Annotated in this window: 12 protein-coding genes; 1 reads left to right on the plus strand and 11 read right to left on the minus strand. The window is 59.8% G+C overall.

The features are described from left to right. Positions 1–35: 35 nt before the first annotated feature. From cheZ to ACSVHP_RS05840, 11 genes are all read right to left on the minus strand, one after another. Entirely contained in the window at positions 36–680 is a 645-nt protein-coding gene (gene cheZ, locus ACSVHP_RS05790) for a protein phosphatase CheZ (RefSeq protein WP_447551245.1), read from the minus strand. Between the two features lie 10 nt (positions 681–690). Then, positions 691–1,080 (minus strand): chemotaxis response regulator CheY, encoded by a 390-nt coding sequence (gene cheY, locus ACSVHP_RS05795; protein ID WP_234674422.1) that lies wholly within the window; start codon positions 1,078–1,080, stop codon positions 691–693. Between the two features lie 17 nt (positions 1,081–1,097). Continuing rightward, the gene (locus tag ACSVHP_RS05800) at positions 1,098–2,147 is read right to left on the minus strand and encodes a protein-glutamate methylesterase/protein-glutamine glutaminase (RefSeq protein WP_234674421.1); all 1,050 of its coding nucleotides are present in this window, start codon (positions 2,145–2,147) and stop codon (positions 1,098–1,100) included. After that, positions 2,144–3,010, minus strand: coding sequence for a protein-glutamate O-methyltransferase CheR (gene cheR, locus ACSVHP_RS05805; protein WP_447551246.1), 867 nt, complete (start codon positions 3,008–3,010; stop codon positions 2,144–2,146). Before cheR ends, ACSVHP_RS05800 begins: the two co-directional genes overlap by 4 nt. 19 nt (positions 3,011–3,029) lie before the next feature. Beyond that, complete coding sequence (gene tap, locus ACSVHP_RS05810) at positions 3,030–4,631, minus strand: methyl-accepting chemotaxis protein IV (protein ID WP_447551247.1); 1,602 nt, start codon at positions 4,629–4,631, stop codon at positions 3,030–3,032. Between the two features lie 44 nt (positions 4,632–4,675). After that, the gene (gene tar / locus ACSVHP_RS05815; RefSeq protein WP_447551248.1) at positions 4,676–6,343 is read right to left on the minus strand and encodes a methyl-accepting chemotaxis protein II; all 1,668 of its coding nucleotides are present in this window, start codon (positions 6,341–6,343) and stop codon (positions 4,676–4,678) included. A gap of 84 nt (positions 6,344–6,427) precedes the next feature. Then, positions 6,428–7,393 carry a Csu type fimbrial protein gene (locus tag ACSVHP_RS05820; RefSeq protein WP_447551249.1) on the minus strand — a complete coding sequence of 322 codons (966 nt, stop codon included), beginning with the start codon at positions 7,391–7,393 and terminating at the stop codon, positions 6,428–6,430. Further along, positions 7,390–9,774, minus strand: coding sequence for a fimbria/pilus outer membrane usher protein (locus tag ACSVHP_RS05825; RefSeq protein ID WP_447551250.1), 2,385 nt, complete (start codon positions 9,772–9,774; stop codon positions 7,390–7,392). The genes ACSVHP_RS05820 and ACSVHP_RS05825 overlap by 4 nt, the downstream gene beginning before the upstream one ends. Further along, the gene (locus ACSVHP_RS05830) at positions 9,750–10,511 is read right to left on the minus strand and encodes a fimbrial biogenesis chaperone (RefSeq protein WP_447551251.1); all 762 of its coding nucleotides are present in this window, start codon (positions 10,509–10,511) and stop codon (positions 9,750–9,752) included. Before ACSVHP_RS05830 ends, ACSVHP_RS05825 begins: the two co-directional genes overlap by 25 nt. A 16-nt stretch (positions 10,512–10,527) precedes the next feature. Further along, entirely contained in the window at positions 10,528–11,076 is a 549-nt protein-coding gene (locus tag ACSVHP_RS05835; protein WP_234674415.1) for a Csu type fimbrial protein, read from the minus strand. A 13-nt stretch (positions 11,077–11,089) separates the two neighbouring features. Continuing rightward, positions 11,090–11,662, minus strand: a complete 573-nt coding sequence (locus tag ACSVHP_RS05840; protein ID WP_447551252.1) for a Csu type fimbrial protein — start codon at positions 11,660–11,662, stop codon at positions 11,090–11,092. 430 nt (positions 11,663–12,092) lie between these two features. Here ACSVHP_RS05840 and ACSVHP_RS05845 point away from each other — a divergent pair, with 430 nt between their 5' ends. Next, positions 12,093–13,352: a dicarboxylate/amino acid:cation symporter gene (locus ACSVHP_RS05845; protein ID WP_234674413.1), complete on the plus strand. Its 1,260-nt coding sequence runs from the start codon at positions 12,093–12,095 to the stop codon at positions 13,350–13,352. Positions 13,353–14,361 lie beyond the last annotated feature (1,009 nt).

Genomic DNA, 14,361 nt, shown 5'->3' on the forward strand with positions numbered 1-14,361 from the left:
GGCTGCGCCAGCAGCCTGAGGGTAAGTATTAGCCGTCAGAAACCGAGGCTGTCCAGCAGATCGTCCACCTGATCCTGGCTCGCCACCACGCCCGCTTTGGTCGCGTCGAGCTGCGGGCCGTTGAGCAGGCTTTCGTTCTCGCGCTTCGGACGCGCCGCCGGTTCCGGGATGTTCTCCAGAAGCACCATCAGCAGCTGACGCTCAATCTCCTGGATCACATCCATCATGCGCTTGATAACCTGGCCAGTAAGGTCCTGGAAATCCTGCGCCATCATGATGTCCAGCAGCTGGGCATTGGTGAAGCTGGTATGGCCCGGCACGTCACCCAGGAACTGACGGGTATCCGTGACCAGCTCGCGGGCATCCGCCAGCTCGATCGGGTTTTCAAACCACTCGTCCCAGCGCTTGCTCAGGTTTTTTGCCCCCTTCTCCATCGCGTCCTGGTGCGGCTGCGAGGCTTCAACGCTGTTCAGCGCGCGTTCGGCCGCCTGGGCGGTCATCTGCACCACATAGTCCAGACGATCGCGGGCATCAGGAATGGCTTCTGCCGCTTCCGCGATGGCCTGATCCAGCCCCAGCTCACGCAGGCTGTCGCGCAGCATACGCGTGAGGCTGCCGATGCGGGCAATGATGTCGCTCGGCGAGTGTTCTTCAACGGGTTTCATAGCAGGTTGCAACATTTCCATCACCTCACATGCCGAGTTTCTCGAAGATCTTACCGAGCTTCTCTTCCAGCGTTGCCGCAGTGAATGGCTTCACGACATAACCGCTTGCGCCCGCCTGTGCGGCGGCAATGATGTTCTCTTTCTTCGCTTCTGCGGTCACCATCAGAACCGGCAAAGAGGACATACCGCCGTCGGCACGAATGGTTTTCAGCAGTTCCAGACCGTCCATGTTCGGCATGTTCCAGTCGGAAATCACAAAACCAAATCCGCCCGCCTGGAGCTTGTTCAGCGCATCCACGCCGTCTTCTGCCTCTTCAACGTTGTTGAAGCCCAGCTCTTTAAGCAGGTTGCGCACGATGCGACGCATGGTGGAAAAGTCATCCACAACCAAAAACTTAAGCTCTTTATCCGCCATAAAATACTACTCCTGAGTCAAATACGTATTGCCTGTCCGGCACTGATTTTCGCCAGCATCTGCTGGCTTACCTGGCTAAGATCGACCACTTCGCTCACGCCACCCATATTGATGGCCTCGCGCGGCATGCCGAACACCACACAACTTGCTTCATTCTGCGCAATCGTCCAGGCGCCAGCCTGGTGCATCGCTAACATTCCTGCGGCTCCGTCGTTGCCCATCCCCGTCAGGATCACCCCAACGGCGTTGCGCCCCGCATGTTTCGCCACCGAATGAAACAGCACATCCACCGACGGACGGTGCCGGTTAACCGGCGGTCCGTCATGAATTTTGATTTGATAGTTCGCCCCGCTGCGCGCCAGCTCCATATGCTTGTCCCCCGGCGCGATATACGCATGTCCGGGCAGCACGCGCTCGCCGTCTTCCGCCTCTTTCACGCTGATTTGACACAGCTTGTTAAGACGCTCCGCGAACGAGCGTGTAAAGCCCGGCGGCATATGCTGGGTGATCAGAATAGCCGGACTTGAGAGCGGCAATGGCTGGAGTACATGGCGAATTGCCTCTGTTCCGCCCGTTGACGCGCCAATCACCAGCAGTTTTTCCGAGCTGAGCAGCGGCCCGGCCTTGAGCGCTGTCGGGGCTGCCGTCGGTTTGTGCGCGGCGAGTTTCGCCCGTGAGGCGGTGCGGATCTTATCGGCGATCATCTCGCTGTAGGCCAGCATCCCTTCGCGAATGCCCAGCTGCGGCTTGGTGACAAAATCTACCGCCCCCAGCTCCAGCGCGCGCAGGGTGATTTCCGAGCCTTTCCCGGTCAGGGAGGAGACCATCACCACCGGCATCGGGCGCAGGCGCATTAATTTTTCCAGGAAATCGATGCCATCCATGCGCGGCATTTCGACATCCAGCGTCAGCACGTCGGGGTTATATTTTTTAATTAAATCCCGCGCGACCAGCGGATCCGGAGCCGTCGCCACCATCTCCATATCGCTGTGGCTATTGATAATTTCAGTCATGATCTGGCGCATCAGCGCCGAATCATCGACAGACAATACCCTGATTTTACTCATGCTTTTTCCTTACTCAGCGCATATACCGTCTGCCCACGCAGGCTAAATTCGCGCGCGAGGTTGCTAAAGTTTTCCGAGTGCCCGGCAAACAGAAAACCGTCCGGCTTGAGCAGCGGAACAAAGCGGCGCAGGATCTCCTGCTGCGTCGTTTTATCAAAATAGATCATCACGTTACGGCAAAAAATGGCGTCAAACGGCCCCGGAACGTTGTATTGCTTGTCCAGCAGGTTGACGGGCGCGAACTCCACGCAGTTCGCCAGCTCCTGACGCACGCGCACCAGCCCTTCGTGCGGGCCTGTTCCCCGCATGAAGTAACGCTGTAGCTGCTGCGGCGACAGGGTTTTAAGTTCGTCCTGGCGATAGACGCCGTTACGGGCCTTCTCCAGCACCTCGGTGTCGATGTCGCTGGCGTAGACTTTCCAGCGACCCGGCGCCATACCGAGGGTGTCGGCTAACGTGATTGCCAGCGAGTACGGCTCCTCACCGGTCGAGGCCGCCGCGCTCCAGACGCGGTACTCCCCGGTGCGACGGCGCGCGTGCTCCGCCAGCACCGGGAAGTGGTGCCCTTCGCGGAAAAACGCCGTCAGGTTAGTGGTCAGCGAGTTAATAAATGCCTGCCATTCGGCGCTGTTCTGGTTCGCTTCGAGCATACTCAGGTAGCGACCAAAATCGTCAAGCCCCAGCGTGCGCAGGCGACGCACCAGACGGTTGTAGACCATGTCTCGCTTATGATCCGCAAGCACGATCCCCGCACGCTGGTAGATTAACTGACATATCCGACGAAAATGCGCGTCGGACAGCGCGAGGCGCTGTGTCATCTGTAACAATAATGACGTTTGCCCTGAGGGCGTGGGTGATGTCATAGCGCCTTCTTAATCACATTCAGGATACAACTGGCACGGCCTGCGACCGTCCGACTTCTGTTACTGCTTCAACCTGCTCGTTGACGTTAAATACCGCCACCAGACCGGTGAGATGATCCGCCTGGTTTGCCAGCTGATCGGTAGCGGCCGCCGCCTCTTCCACCAGCGAGGCGTTCTGCTGCGTTACCTGATCCATCTGGCTGACCGCCTGGGCCACCTGCTCGATGCCGCGACGCTGTTCGTCGGACGCCGAGGCGATCTCGCCCATGATGTCGTTGACCCGGGTGACGGAGGTGACAATCTCGGTCATGGTTTTCGCCGCCGTGTCCACCAGCGCCGAGCCTTGCTCCACGCGGGAGACCGACTCTTCAATCAGCACCTTAATCTCTTTCGCCGCGTTGGCGCTGCGGCTTGCCAGGTTACGCACTTCACCCGCCACCACCGCAAAGCCGCGACCCTGCTCGCCCGCGCGCGCCGCCTCTACCGCCGCGTTCAGCGCCAGGATGTTGGTCTGGAAGGCGATACCGTCAATCACGCTAATGATGTCGCCAATTTTCTGCGAGCTGGCGGCAATCTCCTGCATGGTGCTCGCCACGTGGGAAGCCTGGTCGCCCCCGCGTTTCGCCGTCATCGCCGCCTGTTTTGACAGGTCGGACGCCTGACGGGCGTTGTCGGCGTTCTGACTGACCGTCGCGGTCAGCTGCTCCATGCTCGCCGCCGTCTGAGCCAGCGAGGCCGCCTGCTGCTCGGTGCGCGAAGAGAGATCGTTATTGCCTGCGGCAATTTCGGAGATCCCGGTGTGCATGGCGTAACTGCCCTGGCGCACGTCGGTCACCGTTTCGCGCAGCGATCCCTGCATGGCCTTCAGGCTGGCAAAAATCGCTGAAATCTCGTTCTTGCCGTAGACCGCCACCGGACGCGCCAGGTTGCCCTTCGCAATGCTGTCAAAGTGGCTGCTGATGATGGCCAGCGGCTGGACAATCATCCTACGCGACCACCACAGCGCCGCCCCGGTCAGCAGCGCGGCGAGGATCACCATCACGGCAAAAATCACGCCGGACATGTGGTAGCTTTTCCGGCTGCTCTGGCCCGCGCGCTCCACAGAGGTGTTGATGTCCTGCTGCCAGGCGTTAAAGCTGCCGTCAAACGCCGCCTGGGAATCCTGCACCGGCGCGGTCAGGAAGTCGGACAGCTGGTTGTTTTCAAGCCAGGTCGCCTGGTGCTCAAGGTCGGTATGCCACTGGTCAAAATTCTTCTTCATCGCCGCCTTCAGCGCCTTGCCGTGTTCGCTGACCGCCCCCTGCGAAGTGAAGGCTTTAAACTGCGCGTCGGCCTGCTTCAGGCTGTCGCGCGCCGTCACCATCAGCGCTTTGATATCGTCCGGCGGATAGCTCAGCGCGGTTAAGGTCCCCGCCTTGTTCAGCGCGGTACTGGCCTGCAACAGCACGGCACGCGTCTGTGCCAGTGCGGAGCGCTGTTGGTTACTCGCCTCAACTTCCTGCAAATTCTGATAGCCATCGCGAAACGCCCAAAAAGACAACCCGTTACTGCCAACCTGCAACACACCACAAAGGATCAGAATCAAAAACAGTGTGGTCGAGATACGAATACGATTTAACATCCACGCTCCCATCAAGCGGCCAGCAGCCGCGGTTTAAATGTCAGTCAAAATGTTTCCCAGTTTTCATCTTGTCCGGTCACCACGGCGCGGCTGCGGGATGCAGTCGGCGCTGAAGCTGGCTCGCTGTAAACGGCACGCGGGCTGACCGTATTGGTATTTTTTGAAGCAAGACGGAACGCCGAGACAGCCATTTTCAGGCGGCTGGCCTGGTCTTCCAGCGCAGCGGCCGCCGCGGCGGACTCCTGCACCAGCGCGGCGTTTTGCTGCGTCACGCGATCCATTTCCGATACCGCCAGGGCGACCTGGTCGATACCACGACTCTGCTCATCCGATGCAGAGGCGATTTCACCCATGATGTCCGTCACGCGCGTCACGGCATTCACGATGTCATTCATGGTTTCCCCGGCGCTCTCCACCAGCACGGAGCCGGTATCGACGCGGGAAACGGAATCTTCAATCAGGGATTTGATCTCTTTCGCGGCGTTGGCGCTGCGGCTGGCGAGGTTGCGCACCTCTCCGGCGACTACCGCAAACCCGCGTCCCTGCTCCCCGGCGCGAGCGGCTTCCACCGCGGCGTTAAGCGCCAGAATGTTGGTCTGGAAGGCAATGCCGTCGATTACGCTGATAATATCGGCAATCTTCTTCGAACTGTCGGCGATGTCATGCATGGTTTTCACCACGCCATCCACCACCCGACCGCCGCGCTGGGCGGTGTCGGAGGCGCTTTCAGCCAGTTTTGACGCCTGACGGGCGTTGTCGGCGTTCTGCTTCACGGTGGCGGTCAGCTGCTCCATGCTGGCGGCAGTCTCTTCAAGGGCAGAGGCCTGCTGTTCGGTGCGCGACGAGAGATCGTTATTGCCCGTCGCGATTTCGCTGGTGCCGGTGTAGATGGCATCGGTGCCTTCACGCACGTTGGCGACGGTGTCGATCAGCGAGCGCTGCATATGATCGACGCTGTTCGCCAGCTCGGTGATTTCGTTACGCCCGGACACGGTCAGGGTTTTGGTCAGGTCGCCGGCCGCAATCTCCCGAATGTGGCCGATCACGCGGCCGAGCGGATTCAGCAGGATATGGCGAATGCCGTACCATACCGCCACCAGCACAATCACCAGCGCCAGGGCCAGTACCGCCATCTGCCACTTAGCGAAGCGGTAGTCGTTCTGGCTTTCGGCAAACGCGGTGTGATAGAGGTCGTTGCTGGCTTTGGCGTAGTCACCCAGCGCCGTGCCGAGGGCGTTTTGCATCCCCTGCGTCGGCTGGGCGAAGTAGGCGTCCATATTGCCGCTCTCCAGGAACTGGATAAGCTCCGTCAGGCCAGAAAAGTAGGCGTTGTATTTTTCGTCAATGTTCTGGCTTACCTGCTCCATCGCAGGCTGCGGGGTGATTTTCTTGAAGGCGTCGTAATGTTTTGCCGCGTCCGCCAGGGTGGCGCGGGCATTTTTCAGCAGGTCGGTTTTTGCGCTGCTCTGCTGGTTGTTCGGATCCATCATCATCCGCGCGGACGAGCGGCTCAGGTTAATACGCGTTTGCAGCATCAGATCCCAGGTCGAGGTCAGTTCGCTCTGCTGTAGGCGCAGATCGTTAGAGGCGACAAAGCTGTCCTGGTTTTGTTTTAACGATGAGAAAAAAAGGCCGCCGGAAATAAGCTGAAGAAGCGCGAAAATGACCAGCACCATCATAAGCATTGTGACAACGCGGATACGGTTCAACATACAACACCTTCTTTGAGATTTATTAACGGTGTTATCGGCACAGACCACAGGAACTTTACATTTGCGAAAGGGAAAAGCGCGGCGTCAGAAGGCGACGTCGACGATCAGGGTGTCGGAATAGGTCCCGGCGGGCGGCGTGGTCTGATTGGTGAGGACTTTGGCGGTGTAGTTAAAGGTGCGCAGTAACCCGTCGGCGCTCAGCTGGGACGAGGCGGCGCTGGCCCAGCGCTCGCTGCCGCTGCCGCCCCAGCGGTTGGTTGTCGCCTCTTTATAGATGTCGTAGCTCATATAGTTGCTGCCGTAGGCCATACGACGAACGTTGTTCAGCGCGTTCGCACCATTGTTAATTCCTATGGTGTAGGTGCTGCCCTTGGTGCAGGTGACGGCGATGGCCTGCGAAATGGTCGGGAAGTTTTGCACCAGCGGCGCGCTGTTAAAGTTCACGTCGGGGGTGGTCATGGCGCTACAGTCGTTGGTGACGTTCATGTTGAGCAGGATGGTGGTGGTCGCGGTGCCGTTTTGCGGCGTCAGGCACAGCCCGGCGGCGCCCACGGAACAGACGCTGTAGTTGATGCTAAAGGTCAGCAGCACCTGATACGGCCCCGCCGTGACGTTTTGCCCGGCGACGGTGCGAAAATAGAGCGGAATATTGTACTGCTTTGCCCCGAGCAGCCCGAGCAGCGTGTTGCCGCTCCAGGTGTAGGCTTTGGCGATCTGCACTTCGCTGCTGCCGCCGCAGCCGGAAACGCCGCACAGACGGGTGGGGATCACGTCGGTAACGGTCGCGTTATCGGTGCGTTTCATGGTGGCGCGACTGCTGGCGAAGACCGACGCGCTGGTGTAGTTCAGGGTGATCGAATCGTTGGTCAGCAGATTTAGCACCGCATCGCAGGCCACGACCAGCGTGCCGGTGGTTTCCACCTCGCCGGTGCCGCTCAGGGAAAACGAGGTGACGCTGCCAAACGAGGCGTTCACCGTGCTGACGGTACACGCCGCCCAGCCGCCGCCGGATAACATCAGCAGCACCAGCGCCAGCAGCAGGCGCTTCACGGTGCCTCCCGGCAGGTCAGCGGGCCGTAGGTTTTGAGCTTGTGTTCCGGGTTAGCGTCCACGGTCAGCGTGGCGGTGCAGCGTTTGCCCTGCGGCGTGGTGACCTCCAGCGCGTTGACGTCGCTTAAGTTTTCCAGCCAGGCGAGACCGTCGTAGCCCACCACCGCGTTGCTGCGCGAGGCGCGTCTGACCTGGCTTCCCACCGGGATCGCCAGCCCGTTTTCATCATGCAAGATCACGCTCGCCACCCGCTCCTGCTCCATCGGGAAATCCACCAGATAGCCGCTGTGGCGGCGAATGGCGACCCGCCGCTCGGTCTCTTTCAGCCGCGTATCCGCCGGAAGATTCAGGGTGTCGATGCTGTAGCTCGCCGGGTAATAGGCCGACACGCCGCTCACCAGCAGATAGCCGTTACGGTTAGTTTTGCCGACCGGCTGGTTTTCATAGCTGACGGGCACGTCCGGGTGGCCGTCGGTGCTGATCACCACAAAGGCATCGTTGATTTTATTCGCGGCAAAGAGTTCGCCGTCCATCAGCACGATCGAGCCCATCGCCTCGGTCCACCAGGTCATCATGTCGCGCTCGCCGTAGCCGCCGCCCTGCACCTCGATGTTATTATTGCGCCAGCCCAGCGTGGCCTGCTGGTAGTTGCTCGACCGGGACTGGTTCGCCCATGCCATGTTCCAGCTAAACCCGCCGTCGGACGGCATCGAGTGGTTGTAGTTGATGCGCTGGGTGCTGCCGGAATCCGGGGTGTTTTCAAAGGTGACGGCGGCGCTGTCACGCTCACCGAGCGGCACCTGTAGCGACATGGCCACCGTCCAGTCGCCCCGCTGCTGATCGCGGCTGGCGGCGAGATAGATACTGCTGCTGCCCCACAGGTTGCGGCTCCAGGAGAGGTTCAGCAGCTCGGTTTTCTGGCTGTCGAAGCTTTCCACGCCGATCCACGCCGCGCCGATATTGCCGTACTGCCCCATATTGAGGGTCAACGAATATTGATCGGTATTGCGGCTGAGGCTGGCGATGGGCTTGTTGTTTTCGTCATAAATGGTCGGCAGATCGTAGAGCGCGAGGTTGCCAAAGCCCTGGTCGCGCCGGGTGTGCTGGGTGGCAACGCTGAACTCGCTGGTGCTGTACTGATATCCCCAGTTGACCTGCCCGCCGCTATCGCCGCGCATCCGGCTCTGGGTCCAGGACGAGTTCACCACCCCGAAGCGGCCCAGCTTCACCACCGTACCCGCCCCGCCGAGCGCCAGATCCTCAGCCGCTTCGCTGTGGCCCTCCAGCGTCAGCCAGTCGGTGAGCCCGTAGCGGTAAGAGCCGCTCCCCGCCGCCGGGCCGTAATCGAAATTTTTGATACCGTAGTTGCGCCGCAGGCTGCCGAGGGTCACCGCCCCGTCGCTCAGCCCCTGCTTAAGCAGATCGCTGGTGACGTAGAACGGCAGCGTGGTGCTGACCTGCCGCCCGAGGGCATCGGTGGTGATCAGCACCGCATCCCCCGCGCCGTTAATGTAGGGCAGATTGGTCAGGGTAAACGGCCCCGGCTGGAGCTGCGTGGAGCCAGAGCGATAGCCGTTAATAAAGAGGTCAACCGAGGTCGGCACCGCCGCTTCCCCGGAGAACTCGGGCAGCGGCCAGGTCACCAGATCCGGGCGCAGGGAGAAGTCGCGCCCGTAGCTGATGCCGCCCATGCGCACGCTGCTGCTCCAGCTGAGGGCATCGCCGATCACGTCCCCGACGCTCCAGGTGGTGGCGTCCTCTTCGTTGGTCACCATCAGCGTGGTGTCGTAACGAACGTACCCCTCCTGCTGGCCGGAATTCCCGGCGAAATTCTCCCGCGCGTAGCCGGTAGAAGAGAAAGATCCCCGCTCGTTGAAATAGCGAAACTCGTGCCACAGGGCGGCCTGCCCGCCGGTATGTTCGGTATGATTGGTGTAGAGGTCGTAGTTCAGCAGCGCCCCGGAGCCGTAGTGCGGCTTGCTCTGCGCCGTCTGGCCGCTGAACGGCATGACGCGCGAGGCGATCCAGTCCCGGGGCACCGTCAGCAGCAGCCGCTGCCCGGCGCTGTCGTACTCGACCCGCACCGGTGAGAGCGTCGAGAGATTAACCTCCCCGGTAGGCACGTGCTCCGGCGGCAGCCCGGCGCGCAGCAGGTCGGCGCTCGACATAAAAAACGCCCCGCCGCGCTGGGTCACGGGCGCCACCAGCCCGGTATCGTAATGGTTGAGCACCACGGTGAGCTGAAACTGCGCCTCGTCATTCAGCGCCCGGGCGTCCGGCGGCGGCGGTAGGCTGTCGTCGCCGGGCTCGGCCCAGGTACTTGTCGTGACGCAGAGCAGGATCATCATCGCAGGCTTCAGTTGACGGGGGTCGACTGCCATTGCGTGTCCTGGGCATTAATTTGCGCACTCATCCGGTTCGGGTGCGATACCCCCGCCGGGATCGGCCAGCTGCGGCTGCTGTCCGGCAGAACATAGCCCAACAGCCCGTCCGCGACCGTGCGTTTTTGCCCCCCCTGCTCCAGCACCACCTGGCTCAGCCTGACGTGAACATCCCCGCTATTACGCACCTGTAACGCAGGTTTACCCTCCTCCTGAACCACCCGCCAGCTCAGCTTCTGCGTGTCGGCCAGCGCGTGATGCGCCCCCTCTTTGATGGTCGGGATACCCTGACCGTAGACAAACAGCGGAATGGAGTAGCGCATTTGCAGCTTGAGGCCGATGGTCGGCTCGGCTTTGGCGTCAGCGTGAGGAATTTCGTCGACGATAATGCGGTAGGCCTGCTCGACGCCCGTCGGGACCTCGCTCTGTTTAATCAGACGGATCAGCTGCTTGCTGCCTTTGGCAATCGTCACAATCGGCGGGCTGGCGACCACGTCCTGCTGGGCGGTATAGCGTTCATAGCCGTTTTCCTGACGCCAGCGCACGATACGCACCTGCATGGTGGTGGCGCTGTTGCCCTGATTTTGTACCCACAGCTCGGTCGCTTTGGTGTCTGCCGACAGCCACGGATCGATAGGCCAGAGCAAAATGGTCGCTGCTGCCTGCGCCTGAGGAGTTATCGCGCCGGACGCGCAGCACGCGCCCAGCACGCATACCTGCCAAAAAGATGCCTTCATACACGTTCTCCCTGTATCACCATGACAACGTCACGGTGAGTGTGTCTGTATAGGTTCCCGCAGGACTGAATCCCGTCAGGAGCGCCACACCAAAAAGCGGCAGCGCAATGTTGTTGCTGTTGGTGTAGGTCACCGCCACCGCCTGGTTGACCCCAATCTCGCTGTTGGCCGCCAGCGAGCTGCTGCTGTAAAGCCGATACCCCACCACCTGCGTGCCGCCCGAGCGCTGCATCTGCCGCACCGAGCCGTAATGCTGCCCGCCGTCGATGCTCATACTCAGCCCCACGCCCGGCGTACAGGCAATGGAGAGCGAACCGTTCGGCACAAAGCTGGTGTTAACCGGGGCGCTCTCCACCCCGGTATGGGTGCCAAAATCCAGCGTGCCGAGCAGCCCGCCCGTTCCGGTGGTCACGGAACATCCCGGAACGATGGTCGCGCTGACCCGGAAGCTCTGCTGCGTAATCGCCTCTGCCGGCAGGGTGGCTAGCGCCCCTGCCATCAGCGCAAAAAAAGCGTGCAGAAATCCCTCTGCGACGGCGCGCAGACGTAAAAACGATGCCTTCATGGCTGGCTCGGTGTTAGTAGGTCACGCTAACGTTGATGGTGTCGGTGTAGGTGCCCGGCACAACCGTAACGCTGTTGCCGCCGCCGGTGATCCGCCCGTAGAGGGTGTAGCTGTTAACCCCTCCCGCGGTGGAGGCGACGGGGAGCGACGCGTTGTTGGCGATGACGTTGTTAAACCCGCTGTCGCTGTAGAGGCTGTAGGCCACCCCCGATGCGGCGTTGGCGGTGTTAATCAGGTAGCGCGCGGGCGTACCCGGCGTGCCCACCACGGTGCCCGGTGCGGTGGAGTTAGTGTTGCCGGTGATCGCTACCGTGTAGCTGGCGGTGGTGCACTGGATGGTGAAGGTGTTCCCGCCGCTCGCGCCCGTGAGCTGGGTGGTGAGCGTGGAGAAGGTCGCCGGATGCGTACCAAAATCGAGCGTACCGAAGTTAATGCCGTTTTGGGTTGGCGAGCCGTTAATCAGGCAGCCGTTGGTCAGGGTCAGCGTTGCGCCGATGGTCCCGCTGCTGGTTACCGCCAGCGCCTGATGCACCGTCACGGCTGATAAAAAGGTGCCTGCACCGATCAAAAGGAGTTTTCTATTCATTTACCGCCCTCCAGAAGATGTTTCTGCTCGCTTTTCACATTTTATTAATTAGACTCAATATGTTAGCCCCGCTTAACTATCCTCAGGTGGGGGTTAATGAGAATTTAGTTTATGGATAACGCTTCAACCACCCTTCGCTTTCTCCGCTCAACTTTCGCATTATTGACAAAGTATTTACTTTTATAACAAAAGGTTAACTTTATTGGCACCGCGTAATCAGGTCGACAGGTGAAGATATATCTCTAAAAACGTGATGAGCGTCACAATATATCGGTTTTTCCGATTCAACAAAGTCAATAAAAAATAAAAATCAGTTGTATCTGACGGCGCTTTACTTCAATTTGTCTGCTGAATTAATTTCTGCGCGGTAATAAAAAACACCTATAGATCTGCGCAGGCGACATCTTTAGCGCATAGAGGGTAATTTTTCGTGGCAAGTGCAAACAAACTCACACTCTTCATCGTGATCTTCATGCTGGCGGGTATTCTTTCAGGGGCGGCAATTCATGAATACGCGCCGCAGGATGTCATCTCGTCCTGGGCCGACAATATCACCCTGCTGACCGACATATTCCTGCGGCTGATTAAAATGGTGATTGCGCCGCTGGTCTTCAGCACCCTAACGGTCGGCATTATGAAGCTCGGCGAAACCTCCACGATTGGTCGCGTGGGCGGTAAAGCGATGGTGTGGTTTATCAGCTCGTCGGTGCTGTCGATTCTGGTGGGGCTGTTTATCGTTACCCTTGAACGCCCGGGCAGCGGCCTGAATCTGGCGATCCCGCACGAGGCGGTGGATACCGGGCTTGCCGTAAGCGGTATGACGCTGAAGGCTTTCGTGTCGCATACCATTCCCACCAGCATTGCCGGGGCGATGGCGAATAACGAGATCCTGCAAATCGTGGTGTTCTCGATGTTCTTCGGCATTGCCGGGGCGTCGCTGGGGCAAAAATTTAACGCCCCGCTGGTTGCCGCGCTGGACGTGGTGTCCCACATCATGCTGAAGGTCACCGGCTACGTGATGTACGTTGCGCCGCTGGCGATCTTCGCGGCGATTTCGTCGGTTATCGCCACCCAGGGTCTGGGTATTCTGCTGAACTATGCCTCGTTTATTGGCGGCTACTACGCGGCTATTCTGCTGACCTGCATAGTGCTGCTGGCGGTGGGCTATATGGTGCTAAAAAAAGAGGTGTTCCGCCTGGTCGGCATGCTGAAAGACCCGGTGCTGGTTGCTTTCACCACCAGCAGTTCCGAAGCGGCCTATCCCAAAACGCTGGAACAGCTTGAGCGCTTTGGCTGCTCGCGCAATATCGCGTCGTTCGTGCTGCCGATTGGTTACTCCTTTAACCTGGTGGGCTCTATGGTGTACTGCTCGTTTGCGTCGATGTTTATCGCCCAGGCGTACAATATTCACCTGAGCTTCTCAGAAGTGACGGTGCTGATGTTAACCCTGATGCTGGCGTCAAAAGGGATTGCCGGCGTGCCGCGCTCGGCGCTGGTGGTGCTGGCAGCGACGATTCCGAGCTTTAATATTCCGGTCGCCGGGATTTTGCTGCTGATGGGAATTGACCATTTCCTGGATATGGGGCGTTCGGCGATTAACGTGCTGGGGAACGGGATCGCGACGGCGATGCTGTCGCAGAATGAAGGGGCGCGCGAGGAGCAAGAGGAATTGGTTGAGCAGGAAGCGTAAGAGGTGAGTGGAATTGTTCCGTTCACCTTCATTCCGGAGAATATGTATTTTCACAACCCGTGAACGGGAAAAGGGGGCCGCCGCGGCCCCCTTTTCAATCCCCACGGCCCCGCAAAAAATCGGTGCTGCGCACTGCGCACTGCGCTCAACACCCACACATCGGCATCATCATCGTCAATAAAAAAGCCGGGTGGCGCGTACGCTTACCCGGCCTACATGTTCGTGCCCCTTGTAGGCCGGGTAAGGCAAAGCCGCCACCCGGCATTTGAGGCCGCACGAAAGGTTGAGGGAACGCAGGTCCGGCAGAAAATCACCAGGCCGTTTGAGGATGATGAGGGCCGCCCGCAGCCCTTGTAGGCCGGGTAAGGCGAAGCCGCCACCCGGCATTTCAGGTCGCACGAAAGGTTGAGGGAACGCAGGTCCGGCAGAAAATCGCCGAGGCGTTTGCGGATGGCCGGGGCCGCCCGCAGGGAAGCGGGCGGAGGGTGCGAGTCACAGGGATGTGACATCGCGCCCGACCCGAAAGCCAGGCGCAATAAGCAGAGGGAACCGCGAAGCGGCGATTTTCATGGCCGGGAGCCGGGATTGTTAAGGGGGTGCGATAGCCCCCTTAACCCGTTCACCGCAGCGGATAGTGGAGAAAGCAGAGATGCCCTAGTGAACGGAACATTACCCCAAAAGCTAATACCGTTTGATGCCCTCACCCCAACCCTCTCCCACAGGGAGAGGGAGCAAACACTAAAAACGGTAACCAGGTTGCCGTTTTGCATTTTCCTCGCCGCGATATCTAGCAGCCCTTGTAGGCGGTTCGAAAGGTTGAGGGAACTGCGAAGCGGCGATTTTCATAGCCAGGAGCCGGGATTGTTGAGGGGGTGCGATAGCCCCCTTAACCCGTTCACCGCAGCGGATAGCGCAGAAAGCACAGATGCCATAGTGAACGGAACATTACCCCAGAAGCTAATACCGTTTGATGCCCTCACCCCAACCCTCTCCCACAGGGAGAGGGAGC

It is taken from the genome of Enterobacter sp. 186315 (assembly GCF_053290175.1).

Excerpts from the sequence above, each read along its gene's own strand:
- cheZ (WP_447551245.1), bottom strand. The coding sequence starts at position 680 with ATGTTGCAACCTGCTATGAAACCCGTTGAAGAACACTCGCCGAGCGAC.
- cheY (WP_234674422.1), bottom strand. The coding sequence starts at position 1,080 with ATGGCGGATAAAGAGCTTAAGTTTTTGGTTGTGGATGACTTTTCCACC.
- ACSVHP_RS05800 (WP_234674421.1), bottom strand. The coding sequence starts at position 2,147 with ATGAGTAAAATCAGGGTATTGTCTGTCGATGATTCGGCGCTGATGCGC.
- cheR (WP_447551246.1), bottom strand. The coding sequence starts at position 3,010 with ATGACATCACCCACGCCCTCAGGGCAAACGTCATTATTGTTACAGATG.
- tap (WP_447551247.1), bottom strand. The coding sequence starts at position 4,631 with ATGTTAAATCGTATTCGTATCTCGACCACACTGTTTTTGATTCTGATC.
- tar (WP_447551248.1), bottom strand. The coding sequence starts at position 6,343 with ATGTTGAACCGTATCCGCGTTGTCACAATGCTTATGATGGTGCTGGTC.
- ACSVHP_RS05825 (WP_447551250.1), bottom strand. The coding sequence starts at position 9,774 with ATGGCAGTCGACCCCCGTCAACTGAAGCCTGCGATGATGATCCTGCTC.
- ACSVHP_RS05830 (WP_447551251.1), bottom strand. The coding sequence starts at position 10,511 with ATGAAGGCATCTTTTTGGCAGGTATGCGTGCTGGGCGCGTGCTGCGCG.
- ACSVHP_RS05835 (WP_234674415.1), bottom strand. The coding sequence starts at position 11,076 with ATGAAGGCATCGTTTTTACGTCTGCGCGCCGTCGCAGAGGGATTTCTG.
- ACSVHP_RS05840 (WP_447551252.1), bottom strand. The coding sequence starts at position 11,662 with ATGAATAGAAAACTCCTTTTGATCGGTGCAGGCACCTTTTTATCAGCC.